Genomic DNA, 26,916 nt, shown 5'->3' with positions numbered 1-26,916 from the left:
CTGCGGAGCGCACTTGGTGACCTCCAGCATCCATGGAAAGTCTGTTCGTTTGATACTGTTCAGTTTGCGCCGTAGTGCCATCTGGTTAGGTTTTAGGTTTGCAGAGTCGGCTTTCCACGCCTCGTACTGCCGCTTCCATTCAGCCAACGCCCAATTGTACGCAAACCGGGCGCAACCTGCCGCACGGGCAAAATATGTTGCTTGCTTGTTATTCGGATTGAGGACTATCCTATGCGCTATCAACATGATGGCCGCCTACTATATGTTCTGTTTTGATTCGCCCGATTTTTTCCCAACGCCGTAGCATTGTGATTGAAACCCTTAATGTTTCAAATGCTTCACCTATGCTTAACAATCTATTCATAATTACTATATTAACATTAATTATATTTCTATCGTACTGTTCACACCCTCCAATATCGCGATGCTGGCGGAGACACCGAGTCTGTCAGCCCCGGCTTCGATATTGGGAAGCGCGTCCTGCCACGAACGCATTCCCCCAGATGCCTTAACCTTCATGTGTGGTGGAATGTTCGCTCTCATTAGGGCAACGTCGTCAGGGGTAGCGCCCCCCGTGCCGAATCCCGTCGAGGTCTTTACAAAGCTCGCCCCAGCCTCGGCGGCTACCCGGCACACCACGATTTTTTCTTCGTCCGTCAGGTAGCACGTCTCCAAGATCACCTTTACCGGAACACCATCCGCGGCCTTAACCACCGCCTTGATGTCCTCGCGGACGTCTCCCTCGATTCCGGCCTTGAGGGCTCCGATATCAATCACCATATCGATCTCCTGAGCTCCAGCCGCAATGGCGTCGCTCGTCTCGAAGGCTTTTGTCGCCGAGGTGTTCGCTCCTAAAGGGAAACCGATGACCGTGCATACTTTCACGTCGCTTCCTTTCAGGATTTCGGCGGCCTGGCGAACGTTGACCGGATTGATACAAACGGACGCCGCCCCGATGGCTAGGGCTTCCTGACAGACCGCTTCGATTTGCGCCGGCGTGGCGGTCGCTTTGAGCAGCGTGTGATCTATCATCTTCGCTAGTTGTTTTTGAGTCAGCTCCACTTTTTTTACCATTCTTTTTATCCCCTCTTCACGAGCCGGCGTGCCGCGTCTGCGATATCCCGCGCCGTCATGCCGAAATGGGTGAAAAGCTCCTCCGATTTTCCGGATACCCCAAAACAGTCCGGCATCCCGATAAATTCCATCGGCACGGGACAGGATTTTGCGACGACTTCACTCACCGCGCTACCTAGTCCGCCTATCACCGTGTGTTCCTCCGCCGTCACAATGCCTCTCGTTTCCCTGGCGGCTCTGAAGATCATATCCTCGTCAATTGGCTTGATGGTGTGGATATTCACGACTCTGCAATAGATGTTTTCGCGCTCCAGAATGCTCCGTGCCTCCAGTGCCCTGAAGAGCATCCCTCCTGTACCGATGATTGTGATGTCGTTCCCCGGTGCCAGCTCCACGCCCTTGCCCAGTTGAAAAACATAGTCTTCGGCGTCGTTGATCACCGGAACCGCGTCTCTGCCGAGGCGGAGATAGACCGGCCCATCATGATCGATGGCGGCTTTGACCGCCCAACGAGTCTCCACGGCGTCCGTCGGGTTGATGACCGTCATTTCGGGCAGCGTCCTCATGACAGCAATGTCTTCCAAGCTCTGGTGTGTGGCGCCGTCCTGCCCAACGGAGATTCCCGCGTGAGTCGCGCCTATCTTGACGTTGAGGCGCGGATAACAGACCGAGTTGCGTATCTGCTCAAAGGGCCTGCACGCGGCGAACATAGCGAAGGAGCTGACAAAAACCGTTTTACCGCAGGAGGCCAGGCCAGCCGCCACTCCCACCATGTTGGCTTCTGCAATTCCACAGCCGAAAAAACGATCGGGGTATGCCTTATGGAACAGGTCTGTTTTGGTGGATTTTGAAAGATCCGCGTCAAGCACGATAATTTTCGGATCCGCTCCGAACTCGCGGAGCGCTTCGCCGTATGCCTGCCTCGTCGCTATATTTTTCATATTCCGTTCGCCTCCAGGGTAGCCTGGAGAGCGTCTAGCTCTCTCATGGCGAGTTCGTACTGCTCAGCGTTCGGCGGAGAACCGTGCCATTCCAGATTGTTCTCCATAAACGACACCCCGCGACCCTTTACGGTGTGCGCGACGACCGCGTGAGGAATGCCTTCGGCCTTTCGACAGTCCTCGAAAACTTTCTCCAGGCTGGCAAAATCATGTCCGTCCGTCTCGAAAACCACCCATCCAAAAGCCTTGAACCTGTCCGCAATGGGATGACCGGACATCACGTCCTCGACCTTTTCGTCGATCTGAAGCCCGTTATTGTCGATGATCGCGGTTAGATTGTCCAGTTTATAGCGGGCCGCAAACATGGCGCTTTCCCAGACTTGGCCTTCTTCGAGTTCTCCGTCTCCCAGTACAGCGTAGACCCTGTAGTCGCTTTTGTCGATTTTCGCGTTGAGCGCGATCCCAACGGCGGCGGAGATACCCTGACCCAGAGAACCGGAGGACATGTCGATTCCTGGGACCTTGTTTTTGTCGGGATGTCCCTGCAACATACTGCCCATTTGGCGATAGCGCTCCATTTCTCCGATATCAAAAAACCCGCGCAACGCCAGAGCGGAATAAAGCGCCGGAGCGCAATGGCCTTTGGAGAGCACTAAACGATCCCGCGTTGGATCTTGGGGGTTTTGGGGATCAATGCGCAATTCGCGAAAGTAAAGATACGCCAGGACATCGGCGACTGAAAAAGATCCTCCTATGTGCCCCGACTGGGCGTTGAACACCCCGCGTAGTACGTTTTTCCGTATCGCGTTTGCCGTTTTCCGCAAAACCAGATCAGTAGATTTTTCCATAATGTCTTATTCCAACCTTATCCTGTTTTTAGCTATTCTCTCTTTAGGCTTTTTTTGATTCACTACATTTGATTCACTACAAACGACTTAATTCATGAAAACTTTCTTTGTTGCGCGCATAGAGATCGCGAAAAATCCTGTAATATTCATTGTAAATTTTGATGTTTTCTGGAATCGGGTAATATACTTTATCATCGAAGCTCACAAGCCGCTCACACGCTTCGTGGAAATCGGCGTAGACGCCGCCGCCCACTCCGGCGGTGATGGCAGCGCCGAGACAGGCCTGTTCCGAGACGTTGCTTTTATAGATCGCTTGTTCCAAAATATCCGCCTGCATTTGCAGCCAAAGCGCGCTGTTCGCCCCTCCGCCCGATGCGATAACGCGCTGGCAGCGCATCCCCATTCCGGTCAGAAGACCCATGCAGTCCTTGAGAGAATAACAGACTCCTTCCATAACGGCGCGGGTCATATGATATTTCCCGTGTCCCAGCGTCAGGCCGCAAAACATCCCCCTGGCGGCGGCATCCAGGTGTGGAGTGCGTTCGCCGGCCAAATACGGTAAAAAAATCAGACCATCGCTGCCAGGCCTGATTCTTTGCACTTCGTCGTCGGACGCGGAGAAACTTTCCGCGCCAAGAATGGATTTTACAAACCACTTAAGTGAGACCCCGCTAGCCAAGCAGGCTCCCATCACGTTCCATCGTCCCGGCAGAACATGAGAGAACGTATTTGTGCGAAGTTCCCTATCGTAGACAGGCTTTCCGCTACAGGTGGAAACTTGCCCCGCTGTTCCGATATTGCAGGCAAAAATTCCCTCTTCAACGATTCCATTTCCGATGCTTTGCATACACTGGTCGGCTCCGCCGCAGACAACCAATATTTTTTCCGATAACCCCGTCTGAAGCGCTGCCTCATGGGTAACGCGCCCCACGATTTGTGACGACGGGAGACATTCGGGGAACAGGTCGAAGTTCAGGTCCAATTTTTCGATCAAGGGTTTGGCCCACTTCAGTTTCAGGTTGTCGAACGCCGCTGTGCCTGCCGCGTCAGAATAGTCGGTGGCGACGCGACCCGTCAGCTTATATCTGACGTAATCCTTTGGCGTCATGACTTTATGAATACGACGGTACAGTTGAGTTTCGTGCAAAGACAACCAATATAGAGAACCGATCAGGAAGCCCGCGGAAATCCTATTCTGTATCTGTCGCGCCACAAAGTCGCTCCCGCACAGATCGTATATTCGAGAGATGGCCTCTCTCGCTCTTTGGTCAAGCCAAAGAATAGCATCGCGGAGCGGGCGCCCTTTCTCGTCGACGCACACAAGGCCGTGCATCTGGCCGGAAAAGCCAATAGCGGCGATTTCTTCCGGGGTATGCCCCAACGAGCGCAAAGCCCGCCGGATGACATCGACGGTTTTGACGTACCATACATCGGGGTCTTGTTCCGCGAAACCCGGCCTGGGTATCAATATATTGTAGGGCTCCCCCTCTATCGCGGCCACTTTGCCCTCTGCCGCGATGATCATGGCGCGTACACTCTGAGTTCCCACGTCTATTCCCATCAAACAGGACATTGTCTCAACATCTGCTCCCATAATGTATCGAACTTGAGAAGCGTCTAGATATAGATATAGATATAGATATAGATATAGATATAGATATAGATATAACCATGATTTTTTGAACGAAAATGATTTATTTTCTTTAATCTATCATCAATCTATCATCGAATCATTTTCCTGTCAACGAGCTTTTCTGTGAGCTGTTTGATGATTTGCCAATGGCTATAAATCAACCGAATCCCTATTTTATCGCGCTTTTTCACGATGGGTTTCCAGGCAAATCGCATCAGAAAACTTTCCGTGACATGGGACTCCATTTCTTGATAGAGATTATACAGAGGATGTTCCAGGAAAATCCAAAAGGACGATCTGTATTGCGTAGATCGCCCTTGTTTTTACTGCTTGCCCCTTACTGGGGTGTTTTGGGCGCGTCGATATTCCTATTTCTGTTTTTCAATAGCCGATCTGGACGGCGATGTACAGGAAAATGATGGATAGGATGAACATCACCACCATCAAAGGCCAGAAAAACCGATACCATTTCCCCAAGGGGATTTTCCCATAGGACAGGAAGATATAGAGGGTACCAAAGGTGAACCAACCCATGTTTGCGATACCGTCACCAAACTGGTAAGCCAGAGTGGCTGTCTGACGCGTAACCCCCACCATGTCGCACAAAGGGATAATGATGGGCATCACCGCCATTGCTTTGCCGCTGCCGGAGGAAATAATTCCGTCCATGAAAAGGATCACGACAAAAACCGCCACCGCGGACCCGAAAGGAGAAAGCCCTTCGAGGTAAACGGCAAGCGTGTTGATGGTGGGGTCAAGCAGAGCGGTTTTATCGAGCATCCATTGAATACCTCGGGCTACGCCCACCACCATCGCGCCGCCCATCGCACCTTTGGCCCCAGTCAAAAACGTTGAAACGAAATCGTCTATCGGCACGCGACCCAAAATCCCCGCAAGGATCCCTGCCACGAAAAAAACCGCGCTCATATCATTAATACCCCAGTTCCATTGGCGCATTCCAAATATGGTAACCACAAATGACGCCAAAAGAACAATCAAGGAACAGATATGAGCACCTTCGAGTTTTTGCGTCCCTTCTCCCGTGTAATTGACCCGCAGATCCGAGTCGTCGATACCCGCCATGTACGAACGAGACGGATCCTTATGCACCCTTCTGGCGTATAGCAACAGGTGAAGCATGCCCGCCAAGCAGAAGACCACGTAGGCGACAAAGCGGAACTCGAACCCTGAAAACATCGGCAGCTCCGCCACCCCGTGAGCGACTCCAACCGTATACACGTTAGTGGGTCCCACAGCGAATCCGACCAGGCATCCCAAAAAGACCACGCCTACGGCGGTCATGGCGTCGTAGCCCAAGGCTAGTACAAGAGGAACCACCAGGGGCACGAAGGGAATGGCGTTCTCGGCAAAACCCAAAAAACCGCCCAAAACGGCGAAAAACGCGTACAACACCCCGAGCATGATCAGGCTGCTACCCTCGTGTTCTTTTGAATAGCTCACCAATTTGCCGACACCCGCCGAGATGGTGCCCGTTTTATTGAAAATCTCAATGGCCCCTCCGATAATCAGGATCAAGAAAACGATGGACGACGACCCGATCAAGCCATTGGGTAGGGAGCGAAAAACGTCGAGCCAGGAAACCGCCGCCTTGTCGACGGGATGATAGCTTCCTGGAATAACCAAGGTACGGCCATTGACGAGCTGACGTTCGTAGGCTCCAGGCTCCACGATAAACGACGCCACGTACACCGCAATGATGACCAAAAACAATATAAAAAACGGGTTAAGGTCGAAACCTCTTTTTTTTGTTACTGTTTCACCAGACATAACCTTTCCTCCTTTTGTTCTGTGTGTGATTCCGATGTCATTCAAAAAAACGTTCTGTCATCCTCTCACCTCTCACCTCGCGTATCCTCATGACAGTTTTTGCCGTCTGATCGCTACTAGACTGGAAAACAGCATACCAAATACCAACATCGCCACGACACCCATGTTCGATGCTATTATAAAATGAAATTGATTTATTGGTATAGTGAGTTAAATAAAAACTCAGTGGATTATAAAACTCAAAAGCGTGACAAAAAGTATATGAAAAAATATATAACCTCACATAGTAAGATATATTAACACACTCCCACGACGCAAGTCGTGGGAGTGTAAGGTAAACTAAAAAATCCGCCTCCTCCCATGGCGGCGCCATGCACTTGACGACTCGCGTAAATTATCGCCGACGAGGAAGGTAAAGCAAGGTTCCCATAATGGTCGTGATAGGCGCCACAAGAACGAGGCCGAAGCTGCCGACGAGTGTGTGTAGAATTTCCGCCGCCACATAGTTCATGTTGAGGATGTTGGCTTCGGGTATTCCTTGTCCCATGAAAAGCATGAGCATGGCTAGGTATCCGCCGCTATAGGCGAGAAGAAGCGTTGTCGTCATCGTGCCGATGACGGATCGCCCGATGGCGTTCCCGGAGAAAAACAGCTCCTTACGAGAGATGTTTGGATTATGGTGGACAATTTCGCTCATTGCCGCCGAGATGTCCATAGCAAGATCCATGACTGCCCCAGAAGCGGAGAGAACAACGCCGGCGATGAAAATGCGGGTGAGGTTGAGGTGAGTAAACCCCGAGTACAACAAGGTCTCCGAAAAAGGACGAACCGCTCCACTGATCTGGAACGGACGAGTGCAATAAAGAGTCATGAGCGCGGTGACCCCCAAACCAGTAGCCGCGCCCATGAAAGCGATAATTCCCTTTCGGTTCAGCCCCGCGACCAAAAACAGAATAACAGCGGATAAAATGCATACGATGACAAAGCTCAGCAAAACCGGATCTATGCCCTTCAACATGGAAGGAATCGTCAATTTCCACAGAACCAACCCCGTGAAGAAAAAAGAAAGTATAGCCTGAAATCCGAAAAAACCTCCGTAAAGAAGCAAAAAAATCGAAAAAATAGCCAGCAGGATAAGCTCCATCCGTAAACGGTAATAGTCCCCAGTATGTCCCCACGTAATAGCGTCGCCGTTGGACGTGACGCTCACCAAGGCGTGGTCTCCCGGTTCAAAAACCCTGTCGAGTTCCATCTTTCCCAGAAAGTGATTGCCGGTACGGATAATTTGGCCCTTCCATTTCCCATCGAGCAGTTTTACCTCGACGCCCTGCGAGCCCGAAAGAACCAGACCGTGCTGCTCCATCTGAGAATTATCGACGGCGATGATTTCCCCTTCAAGTTGTTCTGTCTCCTTAGGTAAGCGATCTTCAAACCCTGTAGGGATGAAATACAACGCCACGCAGATAAGAAAAACGACGCCCGAAAAGGCGATGTCCTTCTTATGGGCGCCGTGGAAAAAGTGGAAAAGAAGAAAAGAAAATCGTTTCATTTTAATTTTCAAAACTGTCCAATTTAATTTTCAAAACTGTCCAATCGCGATAACTTTTTTAAAAATATCCGTGTTGTCATAGTAGCCGTTGAACTGCTCATGCCCTACTCCAATGACGGAGACGGGTGTGGGCAGACCCGTATGCGAGTAAGTTGTCCAGCCGATGCCGGCCTTGTGGTTCAGGATGTGCGTCAGCGTCACGGTGAAAGGCTCATAGCTTCCGTAGGAAAGATAGTAGACGTCGTCGTTTGTCGGACGTTCTTGAGGGGCTTGCATACTCATAGCGAACGCCTTTTCCAGATCCGCTATTTCGTAGTCCTTGAGGGCCATGCCCAAAATTTCGTAGGCTTCAGTATCCCCTGCCTTGGCACGCTCGTCCAGCTTCTCCATTTCTTCTTGGGAGTAACGTTTCAGGCCAAAAAAGCTCTCTACCAAAGGCAGAGCATCCTCCAATTTGGCGCTGGGGTTCGCGCTCCTGAAAGCGGCTATCTCCGCGTTGAAGGCGAGATAAGAGCCCTTTTGAGCCTGGAGCTTTGTCAAAAACGAGTCGTAACGGGTTCCCGCGAATCCCACGGTCATTCCGCCCGTCTCATGGTCGCCCGTTACTACGATCAATGTTTCATCCGGATGTTTTTCGTAAAACTTGTAGGCAACTTTTACGGCCTCATCGAGGGTGAGGACATCCAGGACCGTGGATACCGCGTCGTTGGCGTGACATGCCCAGTCGACTTTGCCGCATTCGGCCATCATAAAAAAGCCGTTGGGATTGTCGAGAACCTCGATCCCTTTCGCGACAAACTCCGCAAAGGTGATTTCCCCTTCCGCCTGGTCAAGCGCGTAAGGGAGAGCGGCATCGTTATCCAGCACAGGATTGATAGTGAGAATTTTATCGTCGCCGGCTTTGATTTTGTCGAAGCCTTCTCTGGTGTCGTAAACCGTGTAATTGGCTTCTTTCAAGATCTCAAAGATATGCTTTTGATCGTTTTTAGCGCCTTGGGGTTGTTTGAAACCGCCGCCACCGAAGAAGTCGAACCCGCTCTCTGGAATTTGCAGCGCGATCTCATAGTAAAAATCGCGATGAGGTGAACAGGCGTAAAAGGACGCCGGCGTCGCGTGTTCAATAGAAACTGTGGAAATGATGCCAACTTTCATCCCTTTGTCTTTCGCTATTTTTGCCATAGAGACGTATTTTTCTGTTGCTGTCGGGTCCATTCCCACGACTCCGTCCCGGGTTTTGTGCCCTGTGGCGATGGCCGTCCCAGAGGACGAGGAGTCCGTGATCAAGGAATTGGCGGAATACGTGCTGGAAAATCCCTGACCGGGAAAGGTGCTCATCAACATGCGCTGGATCGAAGGTTTGAAATCCGCGACACCGTTGCCTTGGGGAAATTTGTTTTCGGCGCGTAAAACGGCCAATCCCAGATCTTTTGGATTGCTTTGACTCGCAAGATAAAGCTCCGCCGCGTTTCTTTGAGGAATCGACGTCCCGTCTCCAATGAACACGAAAATATACTTGGCTCGATTGTCCGCCATCCCTGTTTCTGCCAATAACAGAACCAGCACTAACGAGAATAAGAACGAGAATGAGATAAAGCGCAGTTTCTTACAGATTTTGTTCATATTCGACACCGATCCTTTCAGTGCATTCATACCTGCTTATAACGAGTAGATATGTTTCGCATAGTATTTCCCCAAACGCTCGGATGCCCCAGTCAATAACCACTACACGGCCTCGGTTTTCGGCTTCAACGTCAGCGGCTATTGGAACGCGTATGAACCATCTACTAGACTCCAAAATCAATCGCAAATTTCGCCTTCACCAGCCCACCTCCTTGTTGTCGAAACGCGTAGCTCTGTTACCTACGCCGCTTGATACACCGCATAACATTTTACCATTCACCATAACACATTATAACACTTAAATTTATTCAGTCAGATTGAATATTAATATTATAGCCTATTCAGATACTATGTATAACCTTCACAGTGTTTTTAGAGACGACATTATAAAATGATTTTACTCTATGATGGGACGAAAGTCGAGAGAATATCCATCTGGGTCCAGGGCAACAGCATTTACTTTTGAGTAAAAAGAATCTTCCAATAATATATCCTGAATACATCCTGATTGAGAGCGGATTTGAGCATCTTTTTTCCTGCCCCGAACTGTTTGCGTCCGAGGCAGGCATTCCTAGTTGCGTGGATCTATCGATGTGGATCTATCAATATTGAGATTGAGGATTGAGGATTTATATTGAGGATTTATATATTGAGGATTTATTGAATACAGGACAGTGAGATTCGCAAACACCGCACTTCACACACTTTTTCTCGTTTGTTACAGAATACAGAAAACCCTCTTCATCCGTGCACATAGCAATACATTGGCGTGGACAACGAGCTGCGCAAGCACAGCAACCGGTGCATAATTCCCTCCGCATAGGATTTACTTTAGTCGTGGGGGTATATCAAATGCAAAAAATGCAAATTAATCAAGACCTCCTCTTGCCGAGATAACATACACATCAGCATGCAAATCCACTAACTGCGACTGTCAAAAAGTGTACTTTTTGATAAAATCCCAGAATTGAAATTTAGACTCAAAATTTTGGAATAATTATGATATAATACTTAGGAAAAATTTAGCTATTTTGCTGTTGCTAGCCAGTGATAGGGTGACTGTCAAAAAGTACACCTTTTGATAGTCGCGATTGGCCGAGTTCATAGACGATAAAGGTTTAGGTGAGTGAATATGAGGGCGCTTTACTCAAAGAACCGGAAAAAGCGGAGGCTTTTTTAATCGACCAAGCAATTAGGTGAAATGTGAGGAGCGGGGTTATCAAGAAAGCGGCTTTGAGCGTCTTTTTTTCTGACCCCGAGTTGTTTGCGCCCGAGGCAGGCTTTCCTAGTCAAAAACAGCGCGGTTTTCCGTAAAATATTATAATTATTTAATTGTTTTTACAGTATTTTTAATTGTTTTTGCAGTATTCAAGAGAAATCAGCTTAATAGCGAATCCATTGCATCGAAAATATCACCTAGACTTCTGATTAATTTTAAATTAAAATAATGAAGTATGGAATATCAATTTTTATGAAGTAAAGAATCTCGATTATGAATGGAGATGTTGGTTGTGCAATGGTTTAAAAATTTCAGAACAGCTACAAAAGCTCTGATACTTGTTTTTACTATGATTTTTCTTTTGTTAGTCGTAGCTTTTACGGGGTATTCAACAAACAAGAAAATTATCGGCACCATGAATTCCATGTTCATCGACTACGTCCGTCCGGCCATTTCCATGGGCGAGATAAAATCCATGGCTATCCAGAATAGGCGCTTGATCTTGAACATGGCAGTCATAAACGACAGGGAACAGTCTGAGGGTTACGAAAAACTCGTCGTGGAGAACAGAAAAGAGATCGCCGATCTCATAGAACGACACAGCGGCACGAAGACATCTCCGGAGGAGAAAAAATTACTCGATAATTTGCAGCGTGCAGGCTCCCAGCTCACACTAAAGCAAAACGAAGCTTTGGTCGCGGGAAAACTTCCTCTGACGGAAATGCCGGAGAATTTTCTTTCGCGTTTGGTAAATAACGGTGACATCGCTTTAGCCGAGGAGGAATATATCGCTATCATCGAAAAGATCGTTGACATTCTCATCGATAGCTGTGAACAAAAGAATGTTGCCGCCAATAAAGAGGGCGCAAGAGGAACCATAGCAGTGATTATCGCCTCGATTGTGGCGACGGCCGTCGGGCTTTGCATGGGTCTCTACATTTCCCGCGCTATAACCGGTCCCATCAAAAAAATTCAGGACAGTGTCAATCACTTCGCCGAAGGAAATCTCACCCATAAATTTCCCACAGTCGGTAAAGACGAACTCGCCGTCATGGGGCGCGGGCTGCAAAATATGGCGGATAATTTAAGCCGCATTATCGGGTCCGTCCAGGAAGCAAGTAACGACATCACCAGCACGGCTCAGGAATTTTCTTCCCTTGCGGAGGAAACAAACGCAACCGTCGAGGAATTTCGCGCTGGTGTGGAAGAAATGAGCGCCAATCTCAATCTCCTGGCCTCTAGGGGAGAGGAAGTCAATGCTTCTGTCGAGGAGGTCGCTACAGGAGCGCAGACCACTGCGGAGAAGGGAACGGCCATCGCGGGCAGAGTCGACAACGCGATGCAGGCTGGTGACAATGGAATGTCCTCGGTTCGTCGCGCCGCCGAGGGGATAGAGATGGTAGCCCAAAACGCCTCGGCGACGGCAAAGTCTGTCCAGGAACTGGGCAAAAGAACTCGTCAGATACAAGATTTTGTTTCTCAGATAGGCGGCATAGCGGACCAGACAAACCTCTTGGCGCTCAACGCGGCTATCGAGGCCGCGCGGGCGGGAGAAGCGGGGCGTGGATTCGCCGTTGTGGCGGAAGAGGTCCGCAAACTCGCGGAGGAGAGCAACGTGGCCGCGAAGAGTATCGCGGAGTTAGCTTCTACTATAACTGGAGACCTGGACACGGTGGTCCATATGTCCCTGGAGAATGCTAAAGAATCCGATGGCGCGAAGGACCTCTCCAAGGAGACGGAACAGATCATAGAGTCCATGTTGAAGTATTTGAAGGAGATTTCCGCCGCGACCCAGGATCTGGCAGCGGTTTCGGAGGAACAGGCGGCATCCAGCGAAGAGATCGCCTCGGCTGTGCAGGACATCTCCACAAAGGTACAATCCACCGCAGAGGCTGGCGGGAAGGTCCAGATCGGCATCGCGGATGTCGCCTCTTCCGCGGAGCGCATAGCCCTTGGTTCGGAGGAATTGACCCGTCTGGCGGACGAGATGAATGCGCTCATGGAATTTTTCAAAACGGAAGCTTCCGATGACGTAGACCAGAAAAAAGCGGTGAAGGCGCTTCCCGCAAGGGAAAAATCAGTAAGTTCGCTAAATCGTAAAGGATCTCGCTTTCCAAAGTAGCAATAACCGATCCAAAATACTAGGAGTCTGTCGGGAAAAAATATTCCGACAGACTCCTAGTTACGCGCTCTCTTTCGGCTGATTCAAATACAATTCGATTTCAAGCGTCCAAACCCGTCATGCGGTTGAAAGCGTCGATTTTGGCGTCAATGGCGTCAGCCATCTTGTGGATATTCACCCAATAGTCGCGGTCATACCACTGGGCGTTCAACTCTTCGGAAGTCTTGCCCTGCTGTTCCACCCACGTGTAGTACTTCAGGTTGTGGATGCGCTTGCGGTCGTAGTACGAAAGCTCCTGCATTCCATCGATGCCCATGCCCAGGACATAGCGGCCGTGGTCCACCGCCGCTTGCGTCTCCGTGTAGGCACCCTGGCCATGGACCCTCTGTGCCTCGTTCATCTCCGCCAGGCGGGAGCCGTACATTTCCATAGAATCCGTGAACACCGTCACGATGACGTCGTTTTCGGTGAGCTCGTAGTATTTCGCCATTTTGACCGCCATCGCCACGTTGGCCGCCCCGGAAATTCCCATCAAGGGCAGCTTATCCAGGTCCTCGTCCTTCACGCCGATGCTCTTCAGGTAGGCTCTCCCCGCCGGCTCGTTGCAGAACCGGATCATCGCCATGCAAATGCTGTCGTCAATGGCGAAGACCAAGTCGGTGTTCTTGACGTTATGAACCCAGGGCACGTGTTTGTCGCCGATCCCCTCGATGCGATGATCCCCAAAGCCGTTCCAGATCAGGGTTGGACACTGAAGGGCCTCCCCTACCCCGAACTTCGAATGGGGAAAAACCTCTTTCAGATAATCTCCCGCGGCCGTGGTCCCTGCGGAGCCGGAGGTGACCACAGCGCCCGCGAAACGATCCTTCGGTCCCTTCACGCTGTTGAAAAGCTCCTCCATAGCGCTGCCCGTAATCGTGTAGTGCCACAGGTGGTTGCCCATTTCCTCGAACTGGTTGAAGATCATGGCCTCGGAACGAGTAGCCCGAATCTCCGCCACCTTATCATAGATTTCCTTGACGTTGCTCTCCGTACCAGGCGTGGCGATGATCTCTCCCGCCACGGTGGCCAGCCATTCGAAACGCTCCTTGCTCATCCCCTCAGGAAGGATCGCCACGGACTCACAGCCCAAAAGCTGCGCGTTGTAGGCACCACCACGGCAATAGTTACCCGTGGACGGCCACACGGCCTTGTGACGTGTCGGATCGAACTGCCCCGTCACCAAACGCGGCACCAGGCAGCCGAAGCTGGCTCCAACCTTGTGGGCTCCCGTGGGAAACCATTTGCCGCAAAGGGCGAAAATGCGCGCTCGTACTCCTGTAATCTCATGAGGAACCTCAAAGGCGTTGACCCCACCGTAAAGCCCTCCCGACTTCTGGGGCTGATTCTTCCATGTGATGCGGAATAAATTCGCCGGGTCCACATCCCACAATCCCGTTTGTTTCAATTTTTCTTTGATCTTCGCCGGGGTGTGAGCGTCGGGGTTTTTCATTTGCCTGAAGGTGGGAATCAGCACGTTGCGTTTTTTCGCCAGTTCCACCGAATGTTTCAGATTTTCTTCGTTCATCGTCAGATCAATCATGCGCGAACCCTCCAAAGTATGATAAAAAGAATAACAATAAAAAAACACCCGCGTTTTAAAATTTCAAAACTTCAAGCGTGGATTTTGCGTTCCAAGTCGGCCAGGTCGGGTTCGGCGACAATGGGGCTTCCTACGGACTTTTGGGCATTAGCGATATCCTTCAAGCCATTACCTGTGACGATGATCGCGACCCGTTCATCTCTACCCAGAAGTCCAGCCTGAGCCGCTTTGCGAAATCCAGCGAAAGCCGTCACCCCCGCGGGTTCGCCGAAAACCCCCGCGCTTCGGGCCAGTTCCGGCATAGCGCTCAGAATTTCCTCGTCCGTAACCGTGATCATATCGCCTGAGGTGTTGCGGACGGCTCGAAGGGCTTTCGCCCAATTGCGGGGAGACCCCACTGAAATGCTATCGGCCAAAGTGTCGGCCTTGGAAAAAGTCACCTTCGCCGCGCCATTCTTGAAGGCGTCGTAAATGGGTTTGGCTCCTTCGGCCTGGATACCAACGATTTTGGGCAGCCGCTCGACCAGCCCTAGCTCTTTTAGGTCGCTGAAGCCCTTGTAGAGTCCTCCGATACAGCACCCGTCGCCGACGGCAATGAATACCCGGTCAGGGATATCCCAGTTCAACTGCTCGGCGATTTCCATGGCGCAGGTTTTTTTACCCTCGATCAAGTAAGGGTTGATCGCGCAATTGCGGTTGTACCATCCGTACTTGTTGATGGCAGCGGTCGCCAGGTTAAAGGCGTCCGCGTAGTCTCCCTTGACCAGCACCACCGTAGCCCCATAGACCAGAAGCTGAGTGATCTTCGCCGCGGGAGCTTGCTCTGGAACGAAGATGAAGGCCTTCAGACCCGCCACGGCGGAAAATCCCGACAAAGAGCTGGCGGCGTTGCCGGTGGAAGCGCAAGCCACTATCGGTTGCTTGAAATCTAGAGCCTTGGCGACGCCCACGGCGCTGGCCCTGTCCTTCAGAGAACCTGTGGGGTTGCGTCCGTCGTCCTTGACGTGGACTTCCTTCACTCCGTAGGTCGCGGCCAAACGGTCGCAACGGTAAAGAGGTGTCCAACCTACGTTCAGGCTAGGGACCGAGTCTTTTTCGATCACGGGCAACACCGCTTCGTACCGCCACAGGGACATAAGGCGATCTTCCTTGAGCGTATCCCGCGAAAGAACTTTTCGGGTCGCCGGGTAATCGTAGAGAACGTCCAACGTCCCATCCAATCCGCAAACGTCACAGGTGTAGGGCGCGTTGTCCGGCTCGAACTCCTTTTCGCAGAGCACGCACCTCAAAACTGAGGGTTTAGGCATAGGCTGACATCACTCCTTTCTGAATTAAATAAAAGGCCTAAAGTTAGCATAGCTAAAAAATCTGCATTAAATAAAAGGCCTAAAGTTAGCATAGCTAAAAAATCTGAATTAAATAAAAAGCCTAAAGTTAGCATAGCTAAAAAATCTGCATTAAATAAAAGGCCTAAAGTTAGCATAGCTAAAAAATCTGCATTAAATAAAAGGCCTAAAGCTAGCATAGCTAAAAAATCTGAATTAAATAAAAAGCCTAAAGTTAGCATAGCTAAAAACTGAATTGATTACCGTTCATTTTTACAGGGGGGCAACGCCTTTATAAGGGCAATACCCCCAATTATAGGTCTAGGGGCTAGGCCCCTGGCTACCCTCGATATTCTCTGAAGTAGGGTTTCCCTAGCGCGGCGGGTTCCACTCGGTTGCGATTGCGCGAGCAGGCGAGCACCACGATGACAAGAACATAAGGGATAATCAAGGCCAGCTCGTAGGGGAACTTGAACCCATAGAACTGAATCAGTCTCTGAGCCGCCGCAGCCAGGCTGAAAATCGCCGCGCCGGCGGCCACGCCCCAAGGAGACCAGCGCCCGAAATATACCAAGGCCACGGCAATGAATCCTCGCCCCGCCGTGATGTTGTCGGCGAATATCTTGGCCTGGCAGACCGAGAGATAAGCGCCGGCGAGTCCCGCCATCGCTCCGGCCAGAATGATACATTGATAGCGGATTCGGATCACGTCGATACCCAAAGTATCCGCGGCACGGGGCGTCGTTCCCACAGCGCGCACCTTGAGCCCCCATGCTGTTTTAAAAAGTAGCCAACCCGATAGGGGAATCAAAAAGAAAGTCACGTAATCCATCGGGTTCAGGGTAGCCAGTACGTGTCCTATATAGGGGATGCCCTGCAAGAAGGAAAGGTTCAACGCAGGAATACCATGGATCGGCATCGGCCCCCCCACGTAGACGCGGAAAAGAGTTCCTGAAAGGCCCCATCCCAGCATGTAGATCCCTATTCCCGCGATTCCCTGCTTGGAACGGAATGTCGCGCAAACCAAGCCCATCAAAAGGCCAAAGATACCCCCCACCACCAGGGCGGCTAAGAGTCCTACCCAGGGCATTTGCAGCTTAAGGTCGATGAAGAAGGCGACGAACGCCCCCATCATCATGATGCCTTCGGCTCCCAGATTGAACATTCCGGCTCGCTGATCGAACATCTCGCCTAATCCCACTAATAACAGAGGCACGGCCATAGGGACTGCCGCGGCAACAAGTCCTGGAATCAACTCCGACCATTCCATGTCAACTCACCTCGCTTTTTGGGGCGGGCTGCCTAACGAAGTAGCCCAAAATCTTCTCTCTTATTCCCCGATGGGTAAGGAAAAGAGCGCTCGATACGACGGTCAAAATGATGAGTCCCTGTATCGCTAAGATGATGTGGGCTGGAATGGTGACGGCCCGCTGCATCATGTCCGCCCCTACGATGAGGAGCCCAAAGAGCGCCGACGCCGGGATGATTCCCAAGGGGTGCAACCCTCCAAAGAGCGCCACAACGATACCGCTGAATCCATACCCCGCGGACAGGGATTCCAGCGCCCGGCGATGGACGCCACAAAGCTCCACCGCGCCGGCGAGCCCGGCGAGTCCCCCCGCCATAACCATAGCCAAGACCAAGTAACGCTCAACCTTCATACCCGCGTATCGCGCGGCCAAAGGCTCCGCGCCGCAGGCGCGCATTCTATAACCTAAGGTGGTCTTCCACAGAAGCAGATAAATAAAGATAGCGATGAGGATGGCGTAAATCAATCCCGTGTGCAACCGCATCCCCGGTATCAGTCGCTCCAGCCAGGCGTTGCGCGTCAACTGCGCGGTTTGCGGAATACCCGTTCCGTAGGCCAGCTCTTGAGGGTCGATCAGGGGCGCTCGCAGCAAATACGTGTAAAGCTGGATCGCGATATAGTTCAACATGACGGTGCTCAGAATTTCGTTAACTCCCAAGTAGGCCCGCAGCCAACCTGCTATACCGCCCCACAGGGCTCCACCCGCGAAAGCCGCCACGAAAATTAACGGAATCAGCAAGAATTTTGGCAATCCCGGTAGCGACAAACCCACAAATGCTCCCGACACCGCGCCCATCAGAATCTGACCCTCTCCGCCAATGTTCAGGATGCCGCTACGGAAGGACACAGCAACTCCCACCCCCACCAACATGAGAGGAGCGGCGCGAACCAACATTTCGGTAATTCCGAAAACTCCTCGCAAGGGCTCCGTGAGCATGACCTTGTAAGCCATTATTGGGTTGCCCCCGGCGACGGCGAATAAAACCGCACCCACCAAAAGAGCGATCAGCAACGCTATCAACACAACAAAAATATTATAGATCACGTAAGATTTTTTCATGACGAGACCTCTGCAAGTTCAGGGGAATCCTTTTCGGACGCGACTCCCGCCCCTTTCTCCAGCACGCCGGCGTCATCATCGACACCCGCCATGAGGAGCCCCAATTCCTGCTTATTGGTTTTGCGCGCGTCCAACACCTTCATAATGCGTCCCTCGTAAATGACGGCGATCCGGTCGCACAAAGCCAAAAGTTCATCCAGCTCCTCAGAGATCAATAGCACGGCGGCCCCGATCGCGCTGATGTTCAACAAGCGCTCGTGCACGTTTTCCGCCGCTCCCAGGTCCAAGCCTCGAATGGGGTAAACAGCCACCAAAACCTTGGGATCTCGGGTGATCTCTCGTGCCAAAATGACCTTCTGGATGTTGCCGCCGGAAAGAGAGGCGCAGTTCGTCTCCATGTCCGGTGTCTTGATTTTGAATGCGGAGATGAGGCGAGAGGCGAAGCTCGTTGTTTTTTTCTTGCTCAAAAACCCGCGCTTCGAGATTTTCTCCGTGTCGTAGTCTTTCAGAATCAAGTTTTCCCGAACCGAAAACGTGGCAATGGTCCCCTCGTGCATACGATTTTCGGGAATGTATCCCAGGCCTTCCTCAATGAGCCGAAGGGGCGCGTGGTTGGTGATGTCGTCGCTCTCAATGAAAATATTGCCCTCTTCAACCTTGCGAAGACCATTCAAGACCTCTGCCAGCTCTCTTTGACCGTTTCCAGAGACCCCGGCCAGTCCGAAAATTTCTCCCTTGCGCACATCAAAAGAAACCCCGTTCAACGCTTTCAGTCCGCGATCATTGTTCGCGTGAATATTCACCACGCTCAAAGCTACTGAATCGCCTAATGACTGGGTTTGACGGGTTAAAGGCTGCCCCAGTTCTCTCCCTGCCATGCGTTCGGCCAATTCTGCGTCGGACAATTCTCGAGTCGGTCCCGCGTAAACCCTCTTGCCTCCGCGCAGTACCATGACCCGGTCGCTGACCTTCCGTACCTCGTTCAGTTTGTGACTAATGAAGATGACGGAGCATCCCCGCTTCGCCATGTCGCGCAAAAGGTCCAGCAGTTCGTCGGTCTCCTGAGGGGTCAGTGCCGCGGTGGGCTCGTCCATGATCAAAAGATTGGCTCCCAGGGTCAGCACCTTCACCAGCTCCACACGCTGCTGCTCTCCCACCGAGAGCTGCCAAACCAGGGCATCGGGATGGACAGCCAAACCGTAAGTGCGCGAGACCTCCAAAATGCTGCGGCGCACTCCGTTTAGGTCCAAGGCGAAGGCGTGCTCATGACACATGCCCAGCGCAACGTTCTCCACCACGGTCAAGTTGGGGACCAGCATAAAATGCTGATGCACCATTCCGATCCCTATTTTGAACGCCTGCAAGGGACTGTCTAAGACGACTTCCCGGCCATTGACCAAGATCTGTCCTTTATCCTGTTTATACAAACCGTAAAGAATGTTCATTAAAGAGCTTTTTCCGGCTCCATTCTCGCCCAGCAGGGCTAAAACTTCACCCGAACGAAGCTCAAGATCCACGGAATCACAAGCTATAACACCAGGAAAACTTTTGGTGATTCCCTTCATCTCGAGAAGTTCTATTTGCTCTGCCATTGTTTCCAGCTCCTTTTTCAGAATGCTTCATGAGGCGTCGGAATGCCCCATGAAGCATTGGAGAAGCGTTCTATATCAGTTGACCTCAATTTTCAAAGCGCCGCTGATGATGTCCGCTTTGGCTTTTTCGATTTTTTCCATCACATCCGCCGGAAGCGGTTGATTGATCTCCATAGCCACGTAACCATTGCTCAGGGAAAGGGAAATAGCCTTGCCACCCAGCACGCCATTCGCGCGGGAATTGAGCATCTCTTCCACAACGGCCTCGAACTTATACACTTGAGCGGCAAAAACGGTATCGGGCGCCATATTTTTCATATTGAGGTCGGTGGCGATCCAATAGACCCCCTTATGCTCGGCCGCGGCTTTCACGGCCCCCACACTCTGTTGAGAAGAACCGCTGAGGAAATCCGCGCCACCCTGGATGGCGGCTCTCGCGATGTCTCCAGCTCCCACTAAGTCGTTGAAGGATCCTGTATAGGCGGCACGGACCACGGCTTTTTCGTTGACGGCCTTGACGCCCAGCTCGAAGCCCTTGTTATACTTGATGGCGTCTCCCGCCTCAACCGGACCAACCAAACCGATGACACCACTTTTCGTCATAAGGCCAGCGATCATTCCTCCCAAATAAGCGCCCTCCTGAGCGTGAGGATCATAGGCGAAAATATTGGGATGGTTCGCGGCGTAGCCAGTGCCGTAGGCGAAGGACACTTGGGGGAAGTCGGGGGCAATGTCGTTCAAAAGACTCTGGTACTGGGTGCCGTGAGCGATGATGAGGTCGTAGCCCTGAGAGGCATACTGGCGGATGGCCGCCGCCGCGTCCACCGGGTTGCCGAGGCGTTCGCTGATGGACAGCTCTAGGTTGGACTCGCCCAGTTTTTTCTGGACGGTGATGATGCCCTCGTACATAGCCTGACTCCAGGCCATATCATCCCGGGTACTGGGAATAACGAAAGCGATCTTCAACGGTGCGCTCCACGCCCCCGTGACCGATAGACAAACCAACAATAGAGCTAGAGCGAACTTCTTCCATTTATTTACCGGCATTTGGAACCCTCCCTATATTTTGGTTGTGTTGCCTTTTTTACTTTTTCACTTCTTCACTTTTTCAGCTTTTGCGTGAAATCGGCGATGCGGCTTACGGCGATTTTCAGGTTTTCCAGCGAGTTGGCGTAAGAGAGGCGGATAAAGCCCTCGCCGAAACTTCCGAAAGCCGCGCCTCCAGCCGCCGCCACTCCGCCTTCCTCCAGCAGACGATCCGCGAACTGGGCGGAAGTCAGACCGAAGGAGGAAATGTTGGGGAAGGCGTAAAAAGCGCCCTGGGGCATCACGCAGTGAATACCGTTGATGGCGTTCAACGCCTCAATCAGATAATCCCGTCTTTCTTTAAAGGCGGCGACCATCTTGTCCACATCCGCCTGAGGACCCTCAAGAGCTTCGATGGCTGCCCACTGAGTCATGGAGGCGGCGCAGGAGTTGGAGTTGGCCATCAGCATGGTCATGTGTCCGGCCAGTTCCTTGTTCATCACCCCGTAACCCAACCTCCATCCAGTCATGGCGTAGGTTTTGGAAAACCCATCCAGAATGATAGTCTGATCCTTCATCCCCGGCAGGGACGCGATAGAAAGGGGTTGTCCCTCGAAGACGATCTTGTCATAAATTTCGTCGGATAAGATGTAAATCCCCTTGTCCCGGGTCAAGTCGGCGATGGCCAGAATGTCCTCTTTGGAGAAAACTCCGCCGGTGGGGTTGCCGGGGTTGTTGACGATGATCAGCTTCGTCTTGTCGTTGATGTCGCGCTTCAACTGTTCCAGGTCCACGCGGAACTCGTTTTTATCCAGGAGAGGCATGGGCACAGGCTTGGCTCCGGAAAACTTGATGACGGACTCGTAAATGGGGAATCCTGGATTGGGGTAGATCACCTCGTCGCCAGGCTGAGTGAGCATCAGCATGGTGTAGAACATGATCGGTTTACCTCCCGGTACCACCACCACATTTTCCATCTCCGCGTCTACTTTTTTGTACTCGCGACAATGTTTAGCGATGGTCTCGCGCAAAGGGATGATACCGGAGGTGGGGGTATAGCCGGTCTTGCCCTCGTTCAATGCCTTACAGGCGGCGTCAATGATGTTTTGCGGCGTTTTAAAATCCGGCTGTCCGATCTCCAGGTGGACGACACTTTTGCCCTGAGCTTCCAAGGCGTTGGCTCTGGCCATGATACTAAAAGCGGACTCTGTGTGAAGCAAATTCATTCTCTCAGCGATACGGTTTTGCACTTTACAGTCCCTCCCTTAGGGTAAGTAAATTAAGTCAATATAGATAAATAAAAAATCCAATTATCGATTCCTCCATTCAGGAATTTTTTCCTCCTCTCCGCTCCTGAGCAACTGTCGATAGTCCTCCTCAGTGTCCACGTCGAAGAAACAGCTTTCGTAACCCTCCGTCCACTGAACCTCATGGGAGTGCCGGAACAATGTTTCCCGCGCCCCCATGTTGGAACGCAAAAACCGTTGACGCCACAAGGGCGCGTAAAACGCGGGGTGTCCCGGTGCTCCATCCTTTCGAGGAATGAGGGCGCTTTGAGTAGTGGCTTTAAAACGGCGTTGAAGATCCTGAATCTGCTCTGTGGTGATCATGGGTTTGTCCCCCAGAAAAATCGCGAAAGCAGGCTGCCCCTCCAAAGCCTCAAGGCCACAGTAAAAAGAGCTGTCCTTCCCCCTGTCGGGGTCGGGGTTGACGACGTACACCATTTTTTCCACTCTCTCCACTCTCTCCACTCTCTTCATTGAAAATAGAACCGCGGGCAGAAGTTTTTTCGTTTCCTGGGAAACGACAACGAAGGTTTTCTCGAACTCACACTCCAATATGGCCTCCACTGTCCATTGGAGAAGAGGTTTTCCCTCGAAGGGCAACAGGAGCTTCTGACGCCCCATGCGCGTCGAGCGGCCCGCCGCCAGAACGATAGCCTGTACCGATGCCTGCGCCAAAGCTTGCACTGAAAAAACCTATTTTCCTCTGCCGCTCATGCTCAATGCCATAACGGCCTTAGCGGTATGCAGGCGGTTCTCCGCCTCGTCGTACACGATGGAGTGAGGACCATCAATAACGGAGTCCTCCACCTCGTTGTTGCGGTCGGCGGGCAGAGCGTGCATATAGACCACGTCTTTGTCGGCTGTAGCGATTTTTTCCTCTGTGCATTTCCAGGACTTGTGCGCCATCAGTTTATCGTCTACCACCTTCACCGCTCCCGATGCGGCCAATCCCGTCTGGTCCGTCACCCAGTTGCCCCAGTTCTTCGGGATGACAATATGGGCGTCTTTGTAGGCGTAGGCTTCGTCGTCGGTGACCGTGACGCTGCCACCGAACTTCTCGGCGTTGGCCTGCGCCTCGGCGATAACCCAGTCGGGTAATTCCCAGCCCTTGGGATGGGCCAAGACTACGTCCATACCAAAGCGTGGGAAGAAAAGTATCTGGGACAAGGGCACGGAAATCGGTTTCTTGTGGCTTTCGGCGTAAGCCCAAATGATCGAGACCTTCAGTTTTTTCGTGTTTTTCGTGTTTTTTGTGAGGCCGAAGCGCTCTTTGATCGTCATCAGGTCCGCGATGGCCTGCATGGGGTGATAGAGGTCGCACTGAAGATTCATGATGGGCACGGGGGACCACTGCGCCATCTCCTTGATATACTTGTTGCCGTAGCCCCAGTTGCAGTAACGGCAGGCAATAGCGTGACCCATGCGGCCTAAAATAATCGCGGTGTCCTTCGCGGTTTCCCCGTGGCTGACCTGCATCGTGCTGGTGTCGAGAAAGTGGGCGTGACCGCCCAACTGGGTGATACCGGCCTCCATAGAGTTCCGGGTCCGGGTCGATTGCTCGAAAAACATCAAAAAGATCGTCTGGTTTTTCAGGCTATCGTTGACTTTTCCCATAGCAAAATCTCGCTTCAAGTCCTCGGCCACTTCCAAAAGCGTCTCGACCTCGCTTTGCGTCCAGTCTCGAAGCGTAATGAAATGTTTTCCTCTAAATAACGTCTGCATTGATTTTCCTCCCAAAATAATTATAATAACAATATAATATCGCGCTATACCACATATTGCGCTGAATCCCAAACCGATTTTCTATTCATTTTTTAACCGGACTCTTCCTGTAGGGGGTGTTTTCCAGTGGCAGTTTGTCGCGAAAGACTCCGTCAAAGCGCTGATAGGCAAGGGCTATGGCCGGGGCGGGGGGCACCAGCACGATCTCTCCCATTCCTTTGGCCCCGAACATGAGATCAAGGGCTTGAGGTTCAAGACCCTCTGTGTCGAGGATCACCCGCTCAACCTGCGGCATCTGGTTGGCGCGCCATAACCCCAGAGATCCGAACTTCGCCTTGGGCACCCCGTTTTCCAGTTTCATATCCTCCGTCAAGGCGTACCCCAGGCCCATCGCGATGCCCCCATCGATCTGTCCCTCCACCGAATTGGGGTTGATGGCTTGTCCAACGTCATGGCAGGCGTAAAACTTGACGACCTTGCCCTGTTCATCCAGGAGCACGACATGGGTAGCGTAACCATACCCCACATGGCTCACAGGGTTGGGCTTATCTGACCCCATGGGATCACTGACGAAACTGTATTCGTTGTAATAGCTCTTTCCTTCCAAAGAGCGCATTTTTTCCTCGAACGTCTTGCCCTCGGCCTGGTCCAAGTCGGCTTTCAGATCCAGCGCGCAGAGGCGCGTGGCCTCTCCTGTGAAGACCGTCTGACGGGACGCTGTGGTGGTTCCCGAGTTCGGCGTCGTGCGAGTGTCGGGCCGGACGTAGTCGATCAAACCGATGGGAAGTCCCGTTACGTGAGAAATCGCCTGAATCATGGTGCTCGCCAACCCCTGACCGATACAGGCGGCGCTGGTGTAAATGATGGCCTTGCCGTCTTGTATCTCCAGTCTCACCCGCCCGATATCCGAGTTTCCCACGCCGACGCCGCTGTTTTTCAATCCGCAGGCGATACCCGCGTAGGGGCTGGACTCATAGATCTCTTTGGCCGCCAGTAGGGTTTTTTTCATGGCGGTGTTGGGCGGCACGATCTGGCCGTTGCCCAAAACGTCGCCAGGTTCCACAGCGTTACGATAACGGATCTCCCAGTAAGAAAGCCCCGTCTTCTCGGCCAGCAGGTTCATCTGACACTCGACAGCAAAGGCCGACTGGGTAACGCCGAAGCCGCGAAAAGCCCCCGCCGGCGGGTTGTTCGTGTAGGCGCCGAGTCCTTCGACGTCCACATTGGGCACCTTGTAGGGTCCGGTGGCGTGAGTGCAGGCGCGCTGGAGCACGGGGCCGCCCAGGGAGGCATAGGCCCCCGTGTCGCTGCGGATGCGGATGCGCTGGGCCGTGAGATACCCCTCGGCGTCGCATCCCGTCGTGTAGTCCATAAACATGGGATGGCGCTTGGGATGAACGTTGATGCTTTCCTGTCGCGTCAGCAGCATCTTGACCGGTCGCCCCGTTTTCCAGGCTAAAAGCGCGGCGTGGTGCTGCACCGACAAGTCCTCCTTGCCGCCGAACCCTCCACCTACCAGAGCGCTCACCACCCGTACCCGGTCTTCCCCCACGTCCAACATCTCAATAAGGCAGTGAAGGTCGTCATAAACAGACTGATCCCCTACATAAACGGTTACCGATCTGTTTTCTTCGTCCCCCTCGGTCACGGCCAAGGCGCATTCGGGTTCCAGAAAAGCATGCTCCGTGAAAGGGGTCGAGTAGGTCTCTTTCACAACGTAGGCGGACTCCGCCAGAGCCTTATCCACGTCACCCCGTTTGACTTTCGTGTTGACCTTGAGCACGTTGCCGTTGGGGTGAAGTTTGGGAGCATCGGGCGCTACAGCTTCTTCGACGGACAAGACGGGCGGTAGCGCCTCGTAGTCGAGAAGTATCTTTTTAGTCGCGGCTACGGCCTCCGCTTTAGTCTCGGCGGCGACGAGAGCAACGGCGTCTCCAATGTAGCGCGTCTCCTCACCAACGGCGATCATTACGGGCCAGTCGCGGGCAATATGTCCCAGATAACGCTGGCCCGGCACGTCCTCCGCCGTCAGGATCACCACAACACCTGGCATCTTTTTCGCCTCCGAAACGTCGATGGACTTGACCAAACCTCTCGCTGTGGGAGAACGCAACGCCGCTCCGTGTAACATGCCTGGGAGAAGCATATCGTCTACAAACTGCCCTTCGCCGGTCGTCTTTTCCGCCGCGTCCACCCTCGGCATCCGCTCCCCCACCTGAAAAGAACGGTTCTCTATCTCAGGCGGGACAAAACGTTCTCGGAACGCCTTAGCCACCAAGGAGACGGCCTCCACGATCTTGATGTACCCCGTGCAGCGGCACAGGTTTCCACGGAGGGCGTTGCGAATTTCCTCCTCCGTAGGAGTCAGAGTGGTATACAACAGATCCCGGGCGCTGATGACCATGCCGGGGGTGCAAAAGCCGCACTGCACCGCTCCGGCCTCGGCGAAAGCCCAGGAAAAAATCTTTTTTTCGTGTTCGGGCAATCCTTCCACGGTCAATATATTTTTGCCCGTCACCTTGGCTGCGGTCAGAAGGCAGGCGCGCGTCGCTTTTCCATCCACCAGCACCATACAGGCGCCGCACACTCCCTCCCCACACCCGTTTTTCGCGGCGGTCAGGCGGGCAGTGTCCCGCAGGAAAGCCAGGAGATTTTCGTCTTTTTCAAGCTGGCAGGCTCTGCCATTGACATTAAAAGCGATTTTTGAACTGGACATAAATCAACCCCCCTCCGATTCTGTAAGGTAAGCGAGCAACGTGAGCGAAAAACAGCGCGCAAATAAACCGCCGAAGGCTAACGGGTCCAGGGGCTACGCCCCTGGGAGTACGTGGGTTCCGCTGGTCCCCTCCACTGCTTTGCCCAAGGACTCCGGGTTCGTGATAATGGCCTTCCGGGCTTTCGATCCGTCTTTTTCCAGAAAGCCGTCTTTTTCCAGAAAGCCATCTTTTTCCAGAAATTGAATGACGGCCTCAATTTTGGGCAACATGCTGCCCGGTGCGAAGTGTCCTTCTTCTTTATATTTCTTGAGTTCGGGCAGCGTCACTTTTTCAAGGGCCTTCTGATTTGGCTTGCCATAGTTGAGGTAAACCATCGGCACCCCTGTGGAAATCACCAAAAGGTCGGCGTCGACCTGAGAGGCCAGAAGGCTCGACGCGAAGTCCTTGTCGATCACGGCGTCCTTCCCTTCGAGAGCTCCGTCCTTTCCGCGAACGACGGGAAT

General features: G+C 52.4%; 22 protein-coding genes. 1 reads left to right on the top strand and 21 read right to left on the bottom strand.

The window, feature by feature from the left end; translation table 11 throughout:
* The 9 genes from LBJ36_05535 to LBJ36_05495 all read right to left on the bottom strand — a co-directional run.
* On the bottom strand, positions 1–246 hold a 246-nt coding region (locus tag LBJ36_05535), incomplete at its 3' end, for a helix-turn-helix domain-containing protein (GenBank protein MDR1378495.1).
* 138 nt (positions 247–384) lie between these two features.
* Positions 385–1,074 (bottom strand): deoxyribose-phosphate aldolase, encoded by a 690-nt coding sequence (gene deoC, locus LBJ36_05530; GenBank protein MDR1378494.1) that lies wholly within the window; start codon positions 1,072–1,074, stop codon positions 385–387.
* Between the two features lie 5 nt (positions 1,075–1,079).
* Positions 1,080–2,015, bottom strand: a complete 936-nt coding sequence (locus LBJ36_05525) for a transketolase family protein (GenBank protein MDR1378493.1) — start codon at positions 2,013–2,015, stop codon at positions 1,080–1,082.
* Positions 2,012–2,863, bottom strand: a complete 852-nt coding sequence (locus LBJ36_05520) for a transketolase (GenBank protein MDR1378492.1) — start codon at positions 2,861–2,863, stop codon at positions 2,012–2,014. Before LBJ36_05520 ends, LBJ36_05525 begins: the two co-directional genes overlap by 4 nt.
* Before the next feature lie 76 nt (positions 2,864–2,939).
* Positions 2,940–4,436, bottom strand: coding sequence for a xylulokinase (gene xylB / locus LBJ36_05515; GenBank protein ID MDR1378491.1), 1,497 nt, complete (start codon positions 4,434–4,436; stop codon positions 2,940–2,942).
* A 441-nt stretch (positions 4,437–4,877) separates the two neighbouring features.
* Positions 4,878–6,284: a TRAP transporter large permease subunit gene (locus LBJ36_05510; protein MDR1378490.1), complete on the bottom strand. Its 1,407-nt coding sequence runs from the start codon at positions 6,282–6,284 to the stop codon at positions 4,878–4,880.
* Between the two features lie 394 nt (positions 6,285–6,678).
* Positions 6,679–7,833 carry a YibE/F family protein gene (locus LBJ36_05505; GenBank protein MDR1378489.1) on the bottom strand — a complete coding sequence of 385 codons (1,155 nt, stop codon included), beginning with the start codon at positions 7,831–7,833 and terminating at the stop codon, positions 6,679–6,681.
* Positions 7,834–7,863: 30 nt separating this feature from the next.
* Positions 7,864–9,366 (bottom strand): alkaline phosphatase, encoded by a 1,503-nt coding sequence (locus LBJ36_05500; GenBank protein MDR1378488.1) that lies wholly within the window; start codon positions 9,364–9,366, stop codon positions 7,864–7,866.
* A gap of 716 nt (positions 9,367–10,082) precedes the next feature.
* Complete coding sequence (locus tag LBJ36_05495; protein MDR1378487.1) at positions 10,083–10,208, bottom strand: 4Fe-4S binding protein; 126 nt, start codon at positions 10,206–10,208, stop codon at positions 10,083–10,085.
* Positions 10,209–10,955: 747 nt separating this feature from the next.
* Here LBJ36_05495 and LBJ36_05490 point away from each other — a divergent pair.
* The gene (locus tag LBJ36_05490; protein MDR1378486.1) at positions 10,956–12,794 is read left to right on the top strand and encodes a methyl-accepting chemotaxis protein; all 1,839 of its coding nucleotides are present in this window, start codon (positions 10,956–10,958) and stop codon (positions 12,792–12,794) included.
* A gap of 100 nt (positions 12,795–12,894) precedes the next feature.
* Here LBJ36_05490 and LBJ36_05485 read toward each other — a convergent pair whose 3' ends face one another.
* The 12 genes from LBJ36_05485 to LBJ36_05430 form a co-directional block, all read right to left on the bottom strand.
* The gene (locus LBJ36_05485; protein MDR1378485.1) at positions 12,895–14,376 is read right to left on the bottom strand and encodes a pyridoxal-phosphate dependent enzyme; all 1,482 of its coding nucleotides are present in this window, start codon (positions 14,374–14,376) and stop codon (positions 12,895–12,897) included.
* Positions 14,377–14,447: 71 nt separating this feature from the next.
* The gene (locus LBJ36_05480; protein MDR1378484.1) at positions 14,448–15,683 is read right to left on the bottom strand and encodes a threonine synthase; all 1,236 of its coding nucleotides are present in this window, start codon (positions 15,681–15,683) and stop codon (positions 14,448–14,450) included.
* The gene (locus LBJ36_05475; GenBank protein MDR1378483.1) at positions 15,662–15,943 is read right to left on the bottom strand and encodes a hypothetical protein; all 282 of its coding nucleotides are present in this window, start codon (positions 15,941–15,943) and stop codon (positions 15,662–15,664) included. The genes LBJ36_05480 and LBJ36_05475 overlap by 22 nt, the downstream gene beginning before the upstream one ends.
* A gap of 98 nt (positions 15,944–16,041) precedes the next feature.
* Positions 16,042–16,971, bottom strand: coding sequence for an ABC transporter permease (locus tag LBJ36_05470; protein ID MDR1378482.1), 930 nt, complete (start codon positions 16,969–16,971; stop codon positions 16,042–16,044).
* A 1-nt stretch (position 16,972) separates the two neighbouring features.
* A complete protein-coding gene (locus LBJ36_05465; protein ID MDR1378481.1) occupies positions 16,973–18,070 on the bottom strand; it encodes an ABC transporter permease in 1,098 nt (365 codons plus the stop codon).
* Entirely contained in the window at positions 18,067–19,662 is a 1,596-nt protein-coding gene (locus LBJ36_05460) for an ABC transporter ATP-binding protein (protein ID MDR1378480.1), read from the bottom strand. Before LBJ36_05460 ends, LBJ36_05465 begins: the two co-directional genes overlap by 4 nt.
* A 75-nt stretch (positions 19,663–19,737) precedes the next feature.
* The gene (locus tag LBJ36_05455) at positions 19,738–20,709 is read right to left on the bottom strand and encodes a BMP family protein (protein ID MDR1378479.1); all 972 of its coding nucleotides are present in this window, start codon (positions 20,707–20,709) and stop codon (positions 19,738–19,740) included.
* 53 nt (positions 20,710–20,762) lie between these two features.
* Entirely contained in the window at positions 20,763–21,938 is a 1,176-nt protein-coding gene (locus LBJ36_05450; GenBank protein MDR1378478.1) for a pyridoxal phosphate-dependent aminotransferase, read from the bottom strand.
* A gap of 60 nt (positions 21,939–21,998) precedes the next feature.
* The gene (locus LBJ36_05445) at positions 21,999–22,658 is read right to left on the bottom strand and encodes a nucleotidyltransferase family protein (protein ID MDR1378477.1); all 660 of its coding nucleotides are present in this window, start codon (positions 22,656–22,658) and stop codon (positions 21,999–22,001) included.
* Positions 22,659–22,667: 9 nt separating this feature from the next.
* Positions 22,668–23,696, bottom strand: a complete 1,029-nt coding sequence (locus LBJ36_05440; protein MDR1378476.1) for an ornithine carbamoyltransferase — start codon at positions 23,694–23,696, stop codon at positions 22,668–22,670.
* Positions 23,697–23,781: 85 nt separating this feature from the next.
* Positions 23,782–26,412, bottom strand: coding sequence for a selenium-dependent xanthine dehydrogenase (gene xdh / locus LBJ36_05435; GenBank protein MDR1378475.1), 2,631 nt, complete (start codon positions 26,410–26,412; stop codon positions 23,782–23,784).
* A 93-nt stretch (positions 26,413–26,505) separates the two neighbouring features.
* Positions 26,506–26,916 (bottom strand): hypothetical protein (locus LBJ36_05430; protein ID MDR1378474.1); only part of this gene is annotated, 411 nt, incomplete at its 5' end.

Source organism: Synergistaceae bacterium (assembly GCA_031267575.1).
GTDB lineage: Bacteria > Synergistota > Synergistia > Synergistales > Aminobacteriaceae > JAIRYN01.
Note: the sequence above shows the minus strand (reverse complement) of the source record. Positions and strands in the feature narration are given on the sequence as shown.

Excerpts from the sequence above, each read along its gene's own strand:
- LBJ36_05460 (MDR1378480.1), bottom strand. The coding sequence starts at position 19,662 with ATGGCAGAGCAAATAGAACTTCTCGAGATGAAGGGAATCACCAAAAGT.
- LBJ36_05480 (MDR1378484.1), bottom strand. The coding sequence starts at position 15,683 with ATGCCTAAACCCTCAGTTTTGAGGTGCGTGCTCTGCGAAAAGGAGTTC.
- LBJ36_05440 (MDR1378476.1), bottom strand. The coding sequence starts at position 23,696 with ATGCAGACGTTATTTAGAGGAAAACATTTCATTACGCTTCGAGACTGG.
- LBJ36_05500 (MDR1378488.1), bottom strand. The coding sequence starts at position 9,366 with ATGGCGGACAATCGAGCCAAGTATATTTTCGTGTTCATTGGAGACGGG.
- LBJ36_05525 (MDR1378493.1), bottom strand. The coding sequence starts at position 2,015 with ATGAAAAATATAGCGACGAGGCAGGCATACGGCGAAGCGCTCCGCGAG.
- LBJ36_05505 (MDR1378489.1), bottom strand. The coding sequence starts at position 7,833 with ATGAAACGATTTTCTTTTCTTCTTTTCCACTTTTTCCACGGCGCCCAT.
- LBJ36_05455 (MDR1378479.1), bottom strand. The coding sequence starts at position 20,709 with ATGCCGGTAAATAAATGGAAGAAGTTCGCTCTAGCTCTATTGTTGGTT.
- LBJ36_05490 (MDR1378486.1), top strand. The coding sequence starts at position 10,956 with ATGTTGGTTGTGCAATGGTTTAAAAATTTCAGAACAGCTACAAAAGCT.
- deoC (MDR1378494.1), bottom strand. The coding sequence starts at position 1,074 with ATGGTAAAAAAAGTGGAGCTGACTCAAAAACAACTAGCGAAGATGATA.
- xylB (MDR1378491.1), bottom strand. The coding sequence starts at position 4,436 with ATGTCCTGTTTGATGGGAATAGACGTGGGAACTCAGAGTGTACGCGCC.
- LBJ36_05495 (MDR1378487.1), bottom strand. The coding sequence starts at position 10,208 with ATGTGCACGGATGAAGAGGGTTTTCTGTATTCTGTAACAAACGAGAAA.
- LBJ36_05510 (MDR1378490.1), bottom strand. The coding sequence starts at position 6,284 with ATGTCTGGTGAAACAGTAACAAAAAAAAGAGGTTTCGACCTTAACCCG.
- LBJ36_05485 (MDR1378485.1), bottom strand. The coding sequence starts at position 14,376 with ATGATTGATCTGACGATGAACGAAGAAAATCTGAAACATTCGGTGGAA.
- LBJ36_05520 (MDR1378492.1), bottom strand. The coding sequence starts at position 2,863 with ATGGAAAAATCTACTGATCTGGTTTTGCGGAAAACGGCAAACGCGATA.
- xdh (MDR1378475.1), bottom strand. The coding sequence starts at position 26,412 with ATGTCCAGTTCAAAAATCGCTTTTAATGTCAATGGCAGAGCCTGCCAG.
- LBJ36_05470 (MDR1378482.1), bottom strand. The coding sequence starts at position 16,971 with ATGGAATGGTCGGAGTTGATTCCAGGACTTGTTGCCGCGGCAGTCCCT.
- LBJ36_05475 (MDR1378483.1), bottom strand. The coding sequence starts at position 15,943 with ATGCTAACTTTAGGCTTTTTATTTAATTCAGATTTTTTAGCTATGCTA.
- LBJ36_05465 (MDR1378481.1), bottom strand. The coding sequence starts at position 18,070 with ATGAAAAAATCTTACGTGATCTATAATATTTTTGTTGTGTTGATAGCG.